Raw genomic sequence first — 19322 nt, forward strand, 5'->3', positions numbered from 1 at the left:
TTTCCTACTTTTTAAGTTCAAATAGCTTAGTTGCTACCTGACTTGTTATATTAATTTCTATTCTTTTATCTATCTTGTCCTTTAATGTATTATATGCCAATTCTTCAGTATTATTATCAGAACTTAAATGAAGCAAAAATATTTTTTTTAAAATATTATTTGATATAGAAGACAAAAACTTTGTAGCTTCTTCATTAGAAATATGACCAACATTACTTTTAACTCTATTTTTTAATGTCCAAATATATGAACCATTCAATAGCATATCCAAATCATAATTACTTTCAAATGCTATAAAATCACTATCTAAACAAGCTTGTCTAACTATATTCGTTATTTTACCTATATCTGTAACATAGGCTAATTTCTTGTTAGCATGGTTAAAAGTATAGCCCAAATTATGTGCTGAATCATGCATAACATCAAAATTTTCAATTAAAATATTATCTAAGAATACTCGTCTATCCTCTAAAATTCTTATATTTTCCATATCTAATTTAAGTACTTTTTTTTGAATTTGTTTTAGTGAATCTTTATGTATATATATTGGTATATCAAATTTTCTTGATATAGTTCCAACGGCTTTCATATGATCACCATGATCATGGGTTATAAATATGGCATCTATTTGTTCTAATTCCCTATCTATAGTTGCCAATTTTTCTCTTATTTTTTTCACACTATAACCAACATCTACCAAAAATTTTTTTCCACCGATTTCAATATAACTACAATTCCCTGCACTTCCACTACCTAACACTGATAATTTCAACTTTTTTCATTTCCTTTTCAATCACATTTATTGATATATTATACATTAAAGCTACTAGAAATATAAAAAATATTATTTTTTTTATCATAAAATATCATCTTGCCTTTTATTAGCAAATTTCATACTTTCCCTAACACAGATACCTAATTTTTTGGGATATGTTATATCTAACTCTAATCTAGCATCAGTTTCTAAAAAACCTAAACCTTGTATATCCAAACTATCTATTTTTGTTAAACTTATACTCTCAGTTACAAATTCTTGTTCCAAATATTTTTTTCTTTCTTCCTTAGTAAAAAAATCAAAAAAATCTCCTTCAAGCAAAGTTTTAATTTTTTTCTCATTTGATACATGTATTTGTACATTTTTAGAACAAAGCACCCTGATTTTTGCCTTATTTTTTACCTTTAAATAGAGCAAACTATCAAAGAATAAAATTTGGTTTTCATTTATAGTTAAATTAGTTTCTTTCAATTTTTTATTTGGCATTAGTAAAACTGCCTTAGCTGGATCTACTAATTCTGTAAGTCTATTCTCTGGGACTATACCCGGAGTATCAATAAAGGTAATTTTAATATCTTTATATTTTATGGTTGTACTAATATTTTTTTTAGTCGTTCCTGAATATTTAGATGTAGTTAGTCTGTCACTTCCTATTAATCTGTTTAAAACACTAGACTTTCCTACATTTGATGCACCTATAACACAAATTTTAAGCTCTTTTTTTGAACTCAAACTTTTTATTTTATGTAATATTCCCTTTATACCTTCATTTTTTTTAGATGAAACAAAGCAAAAACTTTGAGGGAATATATTATTTTCAATAATTTTTCTTCTAAACCAAGCAGATATTTCTACCAAGCTATAGTATTTTTCTAATAAGTCTATTTTATTTAAAACAACTATACTTTCTTTACTTTCCAAAAGGTCTAAAATTTCATGTTGCATAGAAGCTTCTATATCTGTAGCATCAAAAATTGCAAGAATATAGTCTGCTTTTTTTATACTTTCCTTTACTATTCTAACATATTCTTGCTTATCACTCAATTCCTTAGGCACTTCTCCATAATTTTTAAGTCTAAAACACTGTCTACAAATTAAATTATCTCCTAATAAAAGCTTTTCAAAAGGGATATAAGCTTTTTTATTTTTATCTTCACTTTGTAAAACTTCTCCACAACCTTTACAAATTTTTTTAATCATCTTTTTCTCCTTCTTTTGAAAATGGTCTTGTCTTCAAGTACATATCTCTTAATGCTTTCTTGCTAATATGTGTATAAAATTGTGTTGTAGCTATAGTACTATGCCCTAATAATTCTTGAACATATCTAATATCTACGCCACTATTAAGTAATTCTGTAGCAAAAGTATGTCTAAATACATGAGGTGTTAATTCCTTATTTATTCCACTTTTTTTTGCATAATTCTCTATAAGTCGTCTAAGAGATCTAGTAGTCAACCTACCACCTCTTGCATTTGCAAAAACTATATTTTTATCATATATCATCTTATCTTTTTTAGCCTGTATGTATTCAAGTAAATATTTTTTTGCAGTATTACTGAAAAAGGTAATTCTTTCCTTGTCCCCTTTACCAATAACCTTCAATTCTCTTTTTTCCATATCTATCATATATTCAGATAATTCTAGCAATTCTGCTGATCTTAAACCACTTGAGTATAAGATTTCAACTATTGCTCTATCACGAAGCCCCAATATATTACTTGTATCTATACAAGCTCTAAGTTTGCTTATATCTTCTTTTTGTAAAAAATTAGGCAATTTATTTTCAAATTTTGGTGTATTAACATAAACTGCCTTATTTTCTTTAATAATATCATTTTTCACCAAATAATCAAAAAAACTTCTTATTGCTGAAATTTTTCTATTGATACTTCTTTTAGAAGATTTACAACTAATACTTAAATAGGCAACAAAAGATCTCAAAGTTATTATTTCAACCTTTGAGAAATCATGTATATTTTCATTTTCTTCTAAATACTCTATTAGTTGTCTTATATCATTTCTATATGATCTTATGGTATTATAGCTTTTTCCTAAAATTACTTCATTATAGTACAAATAATCTTCTAAATTTTTTCTCATCACTTACTCTTTTTTATATTTTTAATATTTTTACATTCAGGATAACCACTACAAGCTAAGAATTTTCCGAATCTTCCTTTTTTTATAATAAAAGGCTTAGAACATTTTTCACAAAGTCCTGCTTGCTTAATTAATCTTTCATTTTCTTCTTTTTCTTTTAAAATATATTGTGAAATATGCAAAAGTCCATCTTCTACTTTAATTTCACCTTTTTTTAATTTTGATCTAATTAAAGGACTTAATGTTAATCTCTTTTTATCTTCTGCATAGTTTTCACTTTCAAGATAGGCTCCAAATCTTCCAAGCTTTTGATAGAATTTAACTCCATCTTCTTCATAATCTGTTAAAGTCCCTTTTTTCTCTTCAATAAGCTTTTCAACTTTTTCCTTTACTTTTACATAGCCCTGTTTTATTTCTTCTTTAGGTACTTCAATTCCCTTAAGAGATATTTTTTCCTCTTCATTTGTTTCACTGATCAAATATTTTCCATATATTCCAGTTTTTAATAGCATTGGTTTTTTAGAACTATCTAATACATCTGTTAAAACTTTTAATTCCTTTAATTTACTAATATCTTTTTCATATTTATCTATATCTTTTTCCAAAGAATTATAGTATTCTTTCAAAATTTTATGCCATTCTTTTTTACCATCAGCAATTTCATCTAATTCATTTTCCATATTAGCTGTAAATTTTATATTCATAATATTTTTAAAATGTTCTTCTAATTCTTCTTTTACATCATAACCTAAATTTGTAGGCACTAATTTTTTATCCTCTAATATTACATACTCTCTTGTTAAAAGAGTATCTATTATACTTGCATATGTTGATGGTCTTCCTATACCTTCTGTTTCTAATTTCTTTATAATAGTTGCTTCTGTATATCTTGCTGGAGCTTTCGTAATTCCATCTTTTGTCAAAATCTTATCTATTTCTAATTTATCATTTTCTTTAATATCTGGTAAATCTTGAGTTATTATATCTTCTTGTGATTTTTGATATTTATAATATCCATCAAATGTTATTTTATTAACTGTACCTGAAAATTCTAAATTAGCTTCATTAGCTATTATATGTAATTGATCATATTTCACAGCAGCTATTTGTGAAGTTATAAATCTACGCCAAATAAGGTTATATAACTTATTTTGATCTTTAGATAAGTAGCCTGATATTTTATCAGGTTCTAATTTCATATATGACGGTCTTATACCTTCATGTGCATCTTGAGCATTTTTATCTTTTGAAAAATACTTTCCTACGTATTCCTTACCCAAATTTTGCTCTATGTATTTTGCTGCTTGTTCTTGTGCTTCTTTTGAAACTCTAGTTGAGTCTGTTCTCATATAAGTAATTAAACCCTTAGTTTGCCCTGCTATTTCTAAACCTTCATATAATTGTTGAGCAATTCTCATTGTTTTAGATGCAGAAAAACCTAAATATGAGGCTGCTAATTGTTGCATTGTACTTGTTTTAAAAACTAAAGGTGGTCTTTGTGTTTTCTTTTTGATATCTACTTTTGTAGCTAAAATATATTCTGGCAACTTCAATTCAAAAGTTTCATCAAATATCTTATCAACTTTTTCTCCATCAATTTTACTAAGTTTCAATTCTATATTATTTTTCAGTAAAACACTAAACTCTCTGTATTTTTTAGGTACAAAAGATTTTATTTCATCTTCTAAATCACATATTATTTTTAAAGTAACTGATTGAACTCTTCCAGCACTAGCATTTCTATTAATAGTTTTCCAAAGTAGGGGACTTATCTTATATCCCACTATTCTATCAAGCAATCTTCTTGTTTGTTGTGCATCTACCAAATTAATATCTATTTCTCTAGGTTTTTTTATAGCATTTTTTATAGCTGTAGCTGTTATTTCATTAAATACTATTCTTTTCATTTTTTCTGGCAATTTTATATAGTTGGATATATGCCAAGCTATTGCTTCTCCTTCTCTATCCAAATCGGAAGCAAGATATACTATATCTGAACTCTTTGCCTTAGTTTTTAATTTCTTTAAAAGTTCACCTTTACCTTTTATTGTTTTATACTTAGGTATAAATCCATTTTCTATGTCTATTCCTAATGTTGATTTTGGTAAATCTACTACATGTCCATAAGAAGCTTGAACTTCATAATTCTTTCCTAATATTTTTTCAATAGTCTTTGCTTTAGATGGTGATTCAACTATTACCAAAAATTTTTTCACTTTTTTCCCTCCAGCAATATTCATATGCAATATCACTTGCATTTAAAACTAATTTAGCCTCATTTTTCATTATTAAATTATTACAACCTTCGAAAGATTTATCAAAAATACTACCCGGACTTGCATATATTTCTTTATTATATAAACCTGCAAGCTTTGCTGTAATTAATGAACCTCCTGATTTATATGACTGTGGTATATATACCAAATTAGAAATAGCTGCAATTATTCTATTTCTAATAACAAAATTATACTTCTGTAAGACTTCTCCTTTTCTAAATTCAGAAATTAAAGTCCCTCTTCTTTCAATTTCATCTTTTAATTTTTTATTTTCTAAAGGATAACAATCATAAATACTTGTGGGCAATACTGCAATAGTATGTATATTATTTTCTAATGAAGCTTTATGAGCAATAGTATCAATTCCCTTTGCCAAGCCACTAATTATACTTATATTTTCATATTTAGAAAGCCCCTTTATTATATGCCTACAAGTTTTTTCACCTAAATTAGTATATTTTCTTGTTCCTACTACAGCTACTCGCCAATTAGCAGGTAATTTTTTCCCTTTTAAGAATAAAAATGTAGGAAAATCTTCAATTTGCCTAAGAAAGTCTGGATATTCATCATCATAATATGAAATAATTCGTAAATCCTTATCGCTATTTTCATATTCTCTACATTTTTCTATTTTTCTTTTTATTTCATCATTTAATTTATCAAAGTTATTATATACACTTTCTATTGTAGTGTATGTTTTCATTAATTTTCTTATTTGTGAATTTTTCAATTCTGTGTTTAATAAACACGACCAATCCATAGCACTCCTTTTAAATTGAGCTTAAAACATGGATATCTTCTTGTATTCTTCTTGAATTATCATAATTTGCGTATGTTTTTAAGTATTTCAAGGCTTGAGAAAATTTACCTTTTCCCTTATATGCCATTGCTAAACCTAAATATGACTTTGCATGTGATGAATTAACATTCAAAATATTGTTATATAGCTTAATTGCTTGATCATATCTTCCTATCATTCTAGCTGTTGTTGCTGCTAAATATATATTTTTTATATTTCTACTTCTATCTCTTAATGCCAAATTCATTGCATGTTCATATAGACCTTCCTTGATATATAGCATAGCTAATGAATGAATTGCTTCTGAATTACCCGTTGAAACAACTTGTTGTTCATATTTCTTATATTTTTCAAATTTTGCAGCATCAGCTACATGTTCTGCTGGTAAGCCCGGTAAAGTTCCAGAATCCTTAGTAGTTAATTCATCATTCTCTTGTACTTCTACATCTGAGGCCCCTAAATTATTTAAAACATCTGCTGATGTATTCTTAATTTTTTCCTTTATTTCATTCACAACTGCTTCTATTGCTTTTTTATCATCATCTGAAATAGCCTTTTTCATAGCTTCTTTACTTTTTGATAAAGCTCCATTGTAGTCTTTATTTTGTAAATCCTTATCTATATTTTGTAAATCAGTAATTATATCTGCAAATACTATTGATGCAAGACTTATTAGCAAAACTACTATAGATTTTTTCATAGTCCCTCCTAATATTCAAGAGATTTTGTTGTTCTTGGAAATGGCAATACATCTCTTATATTTTCAATACCTGTTACATACATTAACATTCTTTCAAATCCTAAACCAAAACCTGAATGTGGAACTGAACCATATTTTCTTAATTCAAGATACCATTCATAATTATCCATATTCAACCCTTTTTGCTTTATAACTTCCATTAATTTATCATAGTCATCTTCTCTTTGACTACCACCAACTATTTCTCCTATACCTGGTGCAAGTAAATCAACGGCTCTAACTGTCTTTTTATCTTCATTTAATTTCATATAAAATGCTTTAATATCTTTTGGATAGTCTGTAACAAAGACTGGTTTTTTGAATATTTTTTCTGCCAAATATCTTTCATGTTCTGTTTTAAGATCCATTCCCCATTCTACAGGAATTTCAAATTTTTGTTTAGAATCTTTTAATAATTTTATAGCTTCTGTATATGTTACTCTTGCAAAACCACTTTCTACTATGTTAGTTAACTTATCTATAAGTCCTTTTTGAATAAATGAATTAAAAAATTCCATTTCTTCTTTTGCATTAGTTAATACATATTGAATTATATACTTTATCATATCTTCTATAATATCTAAAGTAACATTCAAATCTGCAAAAGCTATTTCAGGTTCTATCATCCAAAATTCTGCAGCATGTTTTTTTGTATTTGATTCTTCTGCTCTAAATGTTGGTCCAAAAGTATATGTATTTTTAAAAGCTGTTGCAAAAGCCTCAACATGTAATTGCCCTGTTACTGTAAGATATGCAGGTTTTGCAAAAAAATCTTCCTTATAGTCTACCTTCTTTAAATTATTCAAATTTAATGTAGTTACTTGAAACATTTCTCCTGCACCTTCAGCATCTGTACCTGTTATTAAAGGTGTTTGAACATAAACAAAGTTTCTTTCTTGGAAAAATTTATGTATTGCATAAGATAAAAGTGATCTAACTCTAAATACAGCATTAAATGTATTAGTTCTAGGTCTTAGATGAGCAATAGTTCTTAAAAATTCAACACTATGTCTTTTATTTTGTAAAGGATATTTTTCATCGCAAGCATTATATACACTAATCTTATTTGCCTTTATTTCATAATCTTGACCACTACCTATTGATTTTACAACTGTTCCTTCTACTTTAATTGATGAATATACATTTAATTTTGCAATTTCAGAAAAATTATCTAATGTTTCATCATACACTACTTGTATACCTTTAAAATTAGTCCCATCATTAAATTCAATAAAACCAAAATTCTTTTGATCTCTATTTTTCTTTATCCAACCAGATAATTCTACATTTTTGTCTAAGTACTTATCTATCTCTTTTAAAAGTAATCTTAATTCCATATCTATCTCCTCATTCATCTTCTTAAAATTGATTATAGCATATTTTGAAATTTCCTACAATAAAAAGCCTCTAGGTTTAACCTAAAGGCTTTATGCTATAGTAATCTATTATAGTGTTTGAAATATTCCTTTTTTACTATTGTAGCTAATATCATGTAGATAATAATACAAGGTATTAAATATAGGAAATAATTAAGAGGTAAATCAATAAATCCTAGATATTTACCAATTTCTGTAAAAGGAATAATTGTTAATAAAATAATTCCTGATAAAGTTAGTGTTGTAACTGGGAAAGAAGCCCTGCTTTGTATAAATGGTATTTTTATTGTTCTTATCATATGTATTACAAGACTTTGACTCCACATTGATTCAACAAACCAACCTGTTTGAAATAAAGCTATATAGCCTAATTTCATCATATTTAACTGTGTTCCTTGATAAACCTTTGCTAAATTGTGGAATAAAACTCCATGTGATATTACAAGTGGACAAAGTATAAAATACATAAATATATAGGTAGTAATATCAAATATTGAACTTATAGGCCCTATCCATAACATAAAACTTTTAATAGATCCTGCTTCCCATTGACAAGGTTTATCAAGCAAATCATCATCTACATTATCCCAAGGTATAGCTGTACATGACAAATCGTAAATTAAATTTAATATTATTAAATGTAAACTTTCCATTGGTAAAAATGGCAACATTGCTGATGCAACTAATACAGATAACATATTACCAAAATTAGATGAAGCTGTAATTTTTATATACTTTATCATATTAGCATATGTTTTTCTTCCCTCAAGAATACCTTTTTCCAATACTCTCAAATCTTTTTCTAGTAATATTATATCTGCTGATTCTTTTGCAATATCTACTGCTGTATCAACTGATATTCCAATATCAGCCGCTTTCATAGCTGCAGCATCATTTATACCATCTCCTAAAAAGCCAACAACATGTCCATTTTCTCTTAACATACTAACTATTCTTGTCTTTTGTTCAGGGCTTAATTTTGCAAATACATCAGCTACTTCAACAGCAATTTTAAGTCTTTTATCATCCATTTGTTCAATTTCGCTACCCAAAAACATATTATTTATTTTTAAACCAACTTGTTTACAAACTGTTCTTGTAACAAGGTCATTATCTCCAGTCAAAACTTTTGTAGAAACCCCATGTTTTTTCAAAGCTTTTATTGCAGATTCTGTTGATTCCTTTGGTGGATCTAAAAATGCAAGATATCCAATTAATACCATATCAACTTCTTCAGTTAGTTTTCCTCTTTTTTTCTTTGCTAAAGCCAAAACACGAAAACCCTTTTCATTTAATTTATTTACTATATTTAATATTTTTTCTTTTAATTGTTCTGTAACTTCTTTAACTTCTTTATTATCTTCTACATATTTACAAATTGATAACATTTCTTCTACGGCACCTTTAGTAACCATTTTAATTGTTCCAGTTTTCTTATTTTTTACTACAGTAGATAGTCTTCTTCTTTTAAAATCAAAGGGAATTTCATCTATTTTTTCATAATTTTCAGACAAATCTTCTAAATTTTTATCCAAATTTTCTAATTCTTCAGTTTTTTTAATTATAGCTAAATCCATAAGATTTTTATAACCTGTTTGAAAGTAGCTATTTAAATATGCGTATCTTAGTACTCTAACATCATCTAAGCCATTTACATTGTAATAATATTGCAAAACAACCTTATCCTGTGTTATAGTTCCTGTTTTATCAGTACATAAAATATCTATAGCTCCAAAATTTTGTATAGAATTTATATTTTTAACTATAGTATTTTTTTTGCTCATAGATACAGCCCCTTTTGCAAGACTTGTTGTAACTATCATAGGTAACATTTCAGGTGTCAAACCGACAGCTATTGAAATTCCAAATAAAAAGGCAGATATCCAATCTCCTTTAGTTATACCATTTATAATAAACACTAAAGGAACCATAAGTAACATAAATTTAATTAATAGCCAACTTACAGAGTTTACACCTTTTGTGAAGTTTGTTTCTACAGCTTCCTTTGCTACTGCACTTGCCATAGTACCAAATAAAGTATTATCTCCTACATTAATAACAACTGCAGTTGCTGATCCTGAAATAACATTTGTTCCCATAAAAGCAATATTTGAATATTCCATTATACTCTTGGTTTCTTTATTAGTTTCTGAAATTTTTTCTATAGGTTCACTTTCCCCTGTTATGCTCGCCTGATTAATAAATAAGTCCTTAGCTTCTAATAATCTTAGATCTGCAGGTATCATATCTCCAGCTGACAAATGCACTATATCTCCAACTACCAATTCATCAAGTGGTATTTCTACCTTATTTTGTTCCTTTCTTGTTACTGTACAAGTAGTTGTAATCATAGATAATAACTTTTCAGCGGCATTCCCACTTCTTGATTCTTGTATAAATCTAAGCGTTCCTGATATTATTATAAGTATAATAATTATACTAACAGTATAGTAATTAAGATCTTGTTTATTACTTCCAAATAAATTAAAATATGGAAATATTATATCAGTCATACTTGATACAAAGGCTATACATAATAGTATTGCTGTGAATGGATTAATAAAGGCTTCCAAAACTCTTTTTACAACAGATTTTTTCTTTTCTTTTGTTACCTTGTTAATTCCATTTAAATTTCTACTTTTTTCTACACCCTCTTGTGTTAAACCAGCAAGCACTGTTTTTAGGCTATTTAATGTTTCAATTATTGAGTGTGTTGCACAAAAATGTACTCTTTCACTATTAGTCTTCTTTTCCATCTTTATCCCCCCTTTTTTCTATTACACTATTATTGTACAAAAAAAGCAAGAAATAAAGTATGGCTAAATTCTTGCTATTTTCTTACTTTTCATTAAATTTGTAGCCTATCCCCCAAATAGTTAAAATATATTCAGGGTTATCTGGATTATCTTCTATTTTCTTTCTTATTTTTCGTATAAATGCCATTATATTACTATCATCCATTAAATAATCTTCATCCCAAACTGCTGTATATATTTGTTCTTTTGTAAAAACTTCTCCTCTATTTTTAGCTAGGAATAATAGTATGTCAAATTCCTTAGGTGTCAAAAATATTTCTTTATCTTTTTTTAATATTTTTCTTGCAATAGGATAAATGAATAAATCATGTATTTTAATTACACCATTATTCTTTTTTTCACCATCTTTTTTTTCAATAACCAACATTTGTACATCTTCATTTAATAAGTCTTTTAAAGCTTCTATTAATGTATTCGTATTTTTACATTCTTGAATTATTTTTTCTATAGTTAGACTATCTAATATTAAATGTTCTATACTTTTTTTCATAAGTCCTCCTATAATAGCTTCTTATATTTTCTTACATAAAAGATTTTAAATATGGTTATTAAAATCATATATGATAAAACAATTACTGCCAAGAAAATATAGTAAATAAGTGGTAATGTTGTAAATCCTATTAGATTTCCTAAAGGACTTATAGTTAATAAACTTAGTAATATTAACCCACTTATAGTTGTAAACATTGCTAATTTTGATGGCTTACTTTGAATAAATGGTATTTTTTCTGTTCTTAAAAGATGAAGTATTAAAACTTGAGTCCATAATGTTTCTAAAAACCACCCTGTTTGACAAATACTTACAATTTGTTTATAATCAGATCCTGCCACACTTGGTGCTAATATTTTGTATAAGAAGAAAAAAGTTATTATATCAAATATCAAACTTAAAGGCCCAAAATATATCATAAATCTTTCTAAAGTTTTACCTGACCATTCTAGTGGTCTTTTTATTAGTTCTTTATCTACATTATCCCAAGGTAAAATTAAACATAAAATATCATATAATGTATTAACTAAAAGAATTTGTACAGAAGTTATAGGATAAAATGGTAAAAATATACTAGCACAAACTATAGCACAAATATTTCCAAAATTAGATGATGCTGTTATCTTAATATATTTAACCATATTTACAAAGGCTTTTCTTCCTTCTATTATGCTATCTTCTAATATATTTAAATCTTTTTTTAATAAAACAATATCAGCACTATCTTTTAGAGCAGTTACTGCATTATCAACAGATATACTTACATTTGCCTTCAATTGAGCTGGTAAATCATTCATACCATCTCCTAAAAATCCTACAAAATGTCCATTTTTTTGTAAAATTTCTACTATTTTTGCCTTATGTTTAGGACTTAATTCTACAAAAATATTAGTGGCTTCTATTGTAGTATATACATCATCACCCTCTAACTTATCTATCTGTTCGCCGGTTAGTACCTTATTACATTTTATACCTATTCTTTTACAGACTGCTAAAGTTGTTCCCTTATTATCACCAGTTAATATTCTAATATCTATATTTAAATTATTTAATTTTGATATAGAGCTAATAGCACTGCTCTTTGGTGCATCAAAGAAAGAAATATATCCTAATAATATGTAATCATCATTATCATCTATATATGATTTTTTAGTTTTTTTATAGCAAATCGCTAGAACTTTCATTCCTTCTTCAGTCATTTCATCTACTATACTTTTTACACTTTCTTGCTTATTATCTTCAATTTTAATTACTTTTCCTCTATATTCTATATATGAGCATTTTTTTAATATTTCCTTATATGCTCCCTTTAGTATTATTAAATCATTTACCTGAACACTAGCATATTTTTTTTCATTATTAAAGGGTATTTCATCAATTTTATTATACTCATTAACTAAATTTTTAAAATATTCATTTTCATAATTTAAAATTGCCCTATCCAAATGATTTTTTGCACCTGTATGATAATAGCTATTTATATATGCAAAATCTAGTACTTTTTGTGATTCATTACCTAAAACATCTAAGTAATACTCTAGTATAACTTCATCTTTTGTTAAAGTCCCAGTTTTATCTACACACAATACATCTACACTCCCTAGAGCCTGCATTGCATTTATATTTTTAACTATAGTTTTTTTCTTATACAAGCTACTACTTGCCTTCGCTAAACATGCAGATATTACCATAGGAAGTAATTCTGGTGTTAGTCCTATAGCTACCGATAAAGAAAATACAAATGCTTTTAGCCAAAGTCCCTTAGTTATACCTAAAATAAGGAATACAATGGGAAGTAATATTGCCATAAATTTTACTAATACTATAGAAATTGATTTTGCACCCTCATCGAAGCGTCTTTTTTTCACAACATTATTAATAGCTAAATTACCATATACTGTAGATTTTCCTAAGGCTATAACCTCTCCTAGTGCCTTACCTCCAACTACATTAGTCCCAAAAAAAGCCAAGGCCGTAGCCTTTTTTTCTACTATTCCACTTTCACCAGTTATAACGGACTGAGACACAAAAAAGTCTGATGTCTTCAATAATTTTACATCAGCAGGTATTCTTTCTCCTGCTTCTAATAGGATTTTATCACCCAATTTTAATTGGTCTGAACTTATTTCTATAATTTTATCATCTTTTAATATTTTAACCTTTGTATTAACTAATTTTAATAATTTATCTACTATTATTTTTGCCCTTATTTCTTGAGTAAAATGTATTAACCCGCTTAATAATATTACTAAGAATAAGAAAATTTTTTGTGTTAATGATGAAAGTAGAGCCAAACAAAAAAGTATAGTTGAAAATGGAGTTACAAAAGATCTGAAAATATATGATGAAAGCCTTTTATTTACATTTTTTTTCATAATTACTCCATTTTTTCATATACTCTATATTCAAAGCCTTCTTTAGCTTCACTATACTTTAATTTAAAACTTTTTTCAAAAGCTGGAAAAAAAGTATCTGCATCTTTAAATTCTTTATCAATATAACTTATATGTAACTCAGTTACATATTTAAGAGTTTGTTCATAAATACTTTGACCTCCAATAATATATGCATCATTATTTTCCTTCAAGCATTTTTCTAAATTATTATATACTTCTACACCATCAATATTTAAAACCTTATCACAAAGTACAATATTTTTTCTATTTGGTAAAGGTCTTCCTATACTTAAATAGGTATTATATCCCATAATAACCGTTGAATTTTTTGTTAAATTTTTAAAATGTTTTAAATCTTCCGGCAAATGCCATAGTAGTTTATTATCTTTTCCTATTTCTCTATTTTTACCTATTGCCACTATTATTTTAAGCATGTATCAACACTCCTAAAAATCCTATAATTCCTGAAACTATTATTAATTTTATTAAATCTACACCCTTATAATACAAAATCAACCCTAGTGTAAATACTCCTATACTAATATAATTCACATTAGCCATAACAACTGATTTTACAAGATCTATACTTGTTACTGCAATCAAAGCAACTATTGTTATAGATATACCATTTAGCATATATTTTATATATTTATTATCTGTACCTATCAATTTTAAAAATATAGTTAATATTATTATTTGTGGTGTTACAACACCTAAAGTTGCTATGATAGCTCCTGGTAATTTTGCTATGGTAATACCTACAAAGGTTGCTGAATTAATAGCTATAGGTCCTGGTGTCATTTGTGAAATTGATACTATATCTAGCATTGTTTTTGCATTTATCCATGCATATTTATCTACTATAAATTCTTGTATTAATGGAAGAGCTGCATAACCACCTCCGAAAGCAAATAAGCCTATTTCAAAAAAAACAAAATATAGTTGTAGATATATTAACATCTTCTAATCCCTTCTATTAAACCAATTACTGCTGATATTATCAGAAGTATTGCTAATTTAATCTTAAAAAAATAGCTTGCTATAAACATTATTATCAAAAGTGGTATAAATTTATATTCTATTTTTTTTATCATTTTTATTACTGTAATTACAAGTATAGCACTAACCATAGCACCTACTGCCTGAAGTATAGCTTTAATATATATGTTAGTTATGAAGCTATGATAGGCTATAGAAATCACAGAAATAATTACAAGGCAAGGTAAAACAGAAGCTAATACTGCTATAATACCTCCTAATATGCCTCTTAATTTATATCCTACTAAATATGAAGTAGATATGGCTAAGGCTCCTGGAACACTAGCTGATAAAGATACACAACTCATCATATCTTCTTCACTCATTACTTTTAAATTTTCTACAAATTCTTGTTTTATAATTGGAACTATGGTGTAACCTCCACCAAAGGTAAAGGTATTTATCTTAAGTAGGCTTATAAATATCTTCCCTAATGAAATCTTATTGACCTGTGTTAATTTTTTCAAATTTATCTCCTATTTTTTTACTTGTTATACTTATTTCCTTTATATCTTTTTCAATTTTTGAAAAATCTTTTAATAATTCATCCCAACGCTTCTTATATCTTTCAAAATCTGGTGCTAATTTTTTTAAATCTTGGTATAAATTTTCTGCATTTTCACTTTTTTCTATATGTATCACCGACAATTGTATAGTTGTTGCTATAGCCATAAGTGTTGTTGGTCCTGCTATCCATACCTTATTATCATATGATAAATTTATTATTTCTGGACAACTTGACAAAATGTATATATATACTGCCTCTGAAGGTATAAACATAATTGCTTGTTTCAAACCTTGAGTAACAACATATTTTATAGATATATCTTTTATATGTTTTTTCACATCATCTATAAAATCTTTTTTTGCATCTTGACCTTCTTGTATACGATTAAAATTTTCTAATGGAAATTTTGAATCTATAGGTAGTAAACCTAAGGGTTCTTTAGAAAAGATAATTGCATCTACTATCTTTTTTTCTTTCATTTCATATTGCAAATCATACAATTTTCCTTTTTCACCAAAGATATTAAATAAAATTTGTGAAAGCTGTACTTCTCCAAAATTACCTCTTAATTTTTTATCTGTTAAGACTCTTTGTAAGTCTAGTATATTTTGTGATAACTTATCTATATTTTTTTGTGCTTCATCAATTTTAGATAAACGTTCCAAAACTGAAGCAAAGGTTTCATTTGATTTTTTAAAGCCTTCTTTCAAACTTTCTTCTAATTTTAAACTAACTATTTCTTTAAAATTATTTATACTATCCTTAGTATTTTTATCTAATTTGTTGCTTTGTTCTAATTTATCTTCAACTTTTTTTAGAAGCAAATCAATATTTTTATAAATTTCATTTTTTATTTCTTCCTTAAAAGTTACTATATTTTTTGAATTAATATCCATTTTTTCTATATTTTTACTTATTAATTCATCAATATTTTTATGCATAGCTTCTTTAAAATTAGACATATTCTTCACTATATCAAGCCCTATAGTATTTGAATCTTTTAATTTTTCTTCTAATTTTTTTGTTAAATTATCCATATTATTATCTATAGTTTCTCTCGCATTGTCCTTGAATATATTAAGCTCTTCCATAATCTCTTTTTTATTATCAAAAAGATTTTTAATTAGACCTTCCTTCATTTCATTATTTTTATCTACTATTTTTTCAGTTATTTCATATTTTAAGTTTTTATTTCTACTAAGATATATTAAATATGCTAAAAGAATAATTATTATTCCAAGCATAAGACTAATTATTAACATCTTTCTCCTTCCATATATCTTTTATTAAGGTATCAATTGGATATTTATGATAAAGTTGGATATTTGTAAGAGTTTTAGAATCTTTTTTTTCAAATTTTTCTAACACATCTTTTATACATATATTTTCAGGATTAATATTTACCTGATAATATATTGTTCTTTTTTCTAATTTTACTAAATAGCCCATACTTTCTAAGCAATTAAGTGTTTGTAAAATTAATTGCATATTTATATCTAACTTTTTACTTATTTCTTTAACAGAATAAGGATTCTTATTTTCAAAAAATCTATTAACTATCAAAGCATATACTTGGATACAAAGACTTTTTTTGCTTAATATATTTATCTTATTTTCAAAACTGAAAGAATCACTATCTAAAATATATGTCAACTGTACACCTGTTAAAATTATTATCCACAAATATCTAACCCAAACTAGAAATAAGGGAACAAAAGCTAAACTTCCATATATTGCATTATACTTTGATATACTTTTTTGTATAAAACTATAGAAATTATTTATGAATAATAAAGTAAGTATCACAATAGCTGCAGAAATAAAGGCATTTTTTATGCTAACATAGGTATTTGGTACTGCATAATAAATAAAGGTAAGGATAAGAACCATAAATAAAATTTTTAATATGTTCATTATAACTATAGTTAATCTTCCAACATAACTAATAGACGATAATAATTCTAATATTTTATCATTTGTTCCTATGATTAGTAATAGAAATATTGGAATAACAAAAATTATTGCTATATAATTTATAATCCTTCTTGATAAATTTCTATTTGTCTTTACTTGCCAAATCATATTTATTGATTGTTCTAGTATCATAAGAAGATTTATAACAGACCAAATTATAACAACCAATCCAACTACAGACAAAATATTAGAATTAAGAGATTTTATCAACCTCTGAGCAACTAGAAAAATATAATTCAATTGAACTTCTGAACTCGGTATATATTCTCTAATTTTTCCTATTAATATTACATCAAGACCAAAACCCTTTGATAAACCTAATATAATAGCCATCAAGGGGAAAATTGATAAAAAAGAGACATAGGTCAGATTAGTAGCTAAATCACCTATTCTAGTACTTATAAAATTCCTAGCCAAACTTTTTAAAATCTTTTTTAATTTATTCATTTTTTATTATAACCATTTCCTTTTCGTTATAAATTTCTTCCATTATTTCAGAATAGTTCGGTATCTTTTCTTCTTCTTTTATTACATCTTCTAATTTAGGCTTAGTTACTGGATGCTTTGGTGCAAACATACTGCATGAATCTTCATAAGGTTCTATTGATTTTTCATAGGTACCTATTTCCCTAGCCATATCCATAATTTCAATTTTATCTTTTCCTATTAGAGGTCTAAATACTGGTAAATTTACACTACTATTTGTACAAGTTAAACCTTGAACTGTTTGTGAAGCGACTTGACCCAAACTTTCTCCTGTAACAAGAGCTAAATATTCTTCATCTTTTGCTAGACGTTCAGCTAATTTCATCATACATCTTCTTGTTAGTATAGTCGTATAATCAACATTAGTATATTTTTTTATTGCTTCTTGCATTTTCAATATATTAATTTTAAAAAGAGCACTAGCTCCATTATATGCAGTCAATATTTTAACTAATTCTTCAATTTTATCTAAAGCTTTTTGTGAAGTAAAGGGAAAACTATGAAAAGTAACATAGGCTAATTTAAGTCCTCTTTTTTCCATTAAAAATGATGCAACTGGACTATCTATTCCTCCTGATATTAAACTTAAGCCTTTTCCAGCACTTGCTAGTGGCATACCTCCATAAGATTTTCTTTTTTCAGTATAAATATATGTATTTTTTCTAATATCTATATAAATAAGTGCATCTGGTTCCTTCATTTTGACATCTGTAAATTTTGAATTAATCAAAACATAGGCTCCAACTTCTTTTGCAAAGTCTAAAGAATTAATTTCAAATTGCTTATTTGCCCTATTAACCTCTATTTTGAAATTTCTTGCACCTTTTTCATAAAGTTCATTAGCAAAAATTAAAACTTGCTTCATTATTTCTTCAGCATCTGTTTCAACTTTTTTACAAAGAAATATACTATTTATTCCAAAAATATTTTTTATAGCCTTTAATACTTCTTCTGCATGATTTTCTTCAAATTTTATAAAAACCTTTGACATATCGTTAAGTAATTCTGTTTTAAAATTTAAAGTAGCTAGCTTATTTTTCAATCTTTTCTTTATATTTCTTTCAAATGTTCCTCTATTTTTACCTTTTAATACCAATTCTCCATAGCCTAAACCTAAGCTATCAATCTTCGTAATATCTATGTTCATCTTTTAACCTTTCTATAAATTCTTTTGTTAAATGTTTTTTATACTTTCTTTTCATTAATTTGATATATATATAGTCTACACAAGGCTTTTGCATAGCTATTATAGCTATAATTATAGCTATACCTAACCCCAAGCTAACTGTTTCATAAGGTAATCTAATTAAAAAATGATACATAAGATATATAACAAAAACTAAAAATATCGTATATATCACAAGAGCTAATCTTAAGATTTTACTTCTGACTTTCCTTACTTTTTTTAAAGTATCTTCATCAATATATCTATGTTTTAATTCTTCTATTGAAACATAGTATTCTAATTCATACTCATTCATAATACCACTCCTTCTATTAGATTATAGCACAAATAAAAAATAAATAGCTAGAGTATAAATCTAGCTA

The 19322-nt window shown here is 26.4% G+C and carries 17 protein-coding genes; all 17 read right to left on the reverse strand.

The window, feature by feature from the left end; all coding sequences use genetic code 11:
- Positions 1-4: 4 nt before the first annotated feature.
- Positions 5-772 (reverse strand): MBL fold metallo-hydrolase, encoded by a 768-nt coding sequence (locus AWT65_RS03670; RefSeq protein ID WP_066729476.1) that lies wholly within the window; start codon positions 770-772, stop codon positions 5-7.
- A gap of 84 nt (positions 773-856) precedes the next feature.
- Positions 857-1975 (reverse strand): GTPase, encoded by a 1119-nt coding sequence (locus tag AWT65_RS03675; protein WP_066729477.1) that lies wholly within the window; start codon positions 1973-1975, stop codon positions 857-859.
- A complete protein-coding gene (gene xerA, locus AWT65_RS03680; RefSeq protein WP_066729478.1) occupies positions 1968-2876 on the reverse strand; it encodes a site-specific tyrosine recombinase/integron integrase in 909 nt (302 codons plus the stop codon). Before xerA ends, AWT65_RS03675 begins: the two co-directional genes overlap by 8 nt.
- Positions 2876-5092, reverse strand: a complete 2217-nt coding sequence (gene topA / locus AWT65_RS03685) for a type I DNA topoisomerase (protein ID WP_232292789.1) — start codon at positions 5090-5092, stop codon at positions 2876-2878. Before topA ends, xerA begins: the two co-directional genes overlap by 1 nt.
- Entirely contained in the window at positions 5067-5912 is an 846-nt protein-coding gene (dprA, locus tag AWT65_RS03690; RefSeq protein WP_066729480.1) for a DNA-processing protein DprA, read from the reverse strand. Before dprA ends, topA begins: the two co-directional genes overlap by 26 nt.
- A 10-nt stretch (positions 5913-5922) precedes the next feature.
- The gene (locus tag AWT65_RS03695; protein ID WP_066729481.1) at positions 5923-6651 is read right to left on the reverse strand and encodes a tetratricopeptide repeat protein; all 729 of its coding nucleotides are present in this window, start codon (positions 6649-6651) and stop codon (positions 5923-5925) included.
- An 8-nt stretch (positions 6652-6659) separates the two neighbouring features.
- Positions 6660-8027: an asparagine--tRNA ligase gene (gene asnS, locus AWT65_RS03700; protein ID WP_066729486.1), complete on the reverse strand. Its 1368-nt coding sequence runs from the start codon at positions 8025-8027 to the stop codon at positions 6660-6662.
- A gap of 95 nt (positions 8028-8122) precedes the next feature.
- Complete coding sequence (gene mgtA / locus AWT65_RS03705; protein ID WP_066729487.1) at positions 8123-10822, reverse strand: magnesium-translocating P-type ATPase; 2700 nt, start codon at positions 10820-10822, stop codon at positions 8123-8125.
- 82 nt (positions 10823-10904) lie between these two features.
- Positions 10905-11372 (reverse strand): winged helix-turn-helix domain-containing protein, encoded by a 468-nt coding sequence (locus tag AWT65_RS03710; protein WP_066729488.1) that lies wholly within the window; start codon positions 11370-11372, stop codon positions 10905-10907.
- 8 nt (positions 11373-11380) lie between these two features.
- Complete coding sequence (mgtA, locus tag AWT65_RS03715) at positions 11381-13747, reverse strand: magnesium-translocating P-type ATPase (RefSeq protein ID WP_066729490.1); 2367 nt, start codon at positions 13745-13747, stop codon at positions 11381-11383.
- Positions 13748-13749: 2 nt separating this feature from the next.
- Positions 13750-14202, reverse strand: a complete 453-nt coding sequence (locus AWT65_RS03720) for a dihydrofolate reductase (protein ID WP_066729492.1) — start codon at positions 14200-14202, stop codon at positions 13750-13752.
- Positions 14195-14728 (reverse strand): chromate transporter, encoded by a 534-nt coding sequence (locus tag AWT65_RS03725; protein WP_066729497.1) that lies wholly within the window; start codon positions 14726-14728, stop codon positions 14195-14197. Before AWT65_RS03725 ends, AWT65_RS03720 begins: the two co-directional genes overlap by 8 nt.
- Positions 14722-15273 carry a chromate transporter gene (locus tag AWT65_RS03730; RefSeq protein ID WP_066729499.1) on the reverse strand — a complete coding sequence of 184 codons (552 nt, stop codon included), beginning with the start codon at positions 15271-15273 and terminating at the stop codon, positions 14722-14724. Before AWT65_RS03730 ends, AWT65_RS03725 begins: the two co-directional genes overlap by 7 nt.
- The gene (locus AWT65_RS03735; RefSeq protein WP_066729501.1) at positions 15248-16576 is read right to left on the reverse strand and encodes a DNA recombination protein RmuC; all 1329 of its coding nucleotides are present in this window, start codon (positions 16574-16576) and stop codon (positions 15248-15250) included. The genes AWT65_RS03730 and AWT65_RS03735 overlap by 26 nt, the downstream gene beginning before the upstream one ends.
- Entirely contained in the window at positions 16563-17735 is a 1173-nt protein-coding gene (locus tag AWT65_RS03740; RefSeq protein WP_066729503.1) for a YihY/virulence factor BrkB family protein, read from the reverse strand. Before AWT65_RS03740 ends, AWT65_RS03735 begins: the two co-directional genes overlap by 14 nt.
- Positions 17728-18921 carry a tRNA uracil 4-sulfurtransferase ThiI gene (gene thiI / locus AWT65_RS03745; RefSeq protein WP_066729505.1) on the reverse strand — a complete coding sequence of 398 codons (1194 nt, stop codon included), beginning with the start codon at positions 18919-18921 and terminating at the stop codon, positions 17728-17730. The genes AWT65_RS03740 and thiI overlap by 8 nt, the downstream gene beginning before the upstream one ends.
- Positions 18896-19255: a hypothetical protein gene (locus AWT65_RS03750; RefSeq protein ID WP_066729507.1), complete on the reverse strand. Its 360-nt coding sequence runs from the start codon at positions 19253-19255 to the stop codon at positions 18896-18898. Before AWT65_RS03750 ends, thiI begins: the two co-directional genes overlap by 26 nt.
- Between the last annotated feature and the right edge of the window lie 67 nt (positions 19256-19322).

The sequence above is a fragment of the Sneathia sanguinegens genome (genome assembly GCF_001517935.1).
GTDB classification, from domain to species: Bacteria; Fusobacteriota; Fusobacteriia; order Fusobacteriales; family Leptotrichiaceae; genus Sneathia; species Sneathia sanguinegens.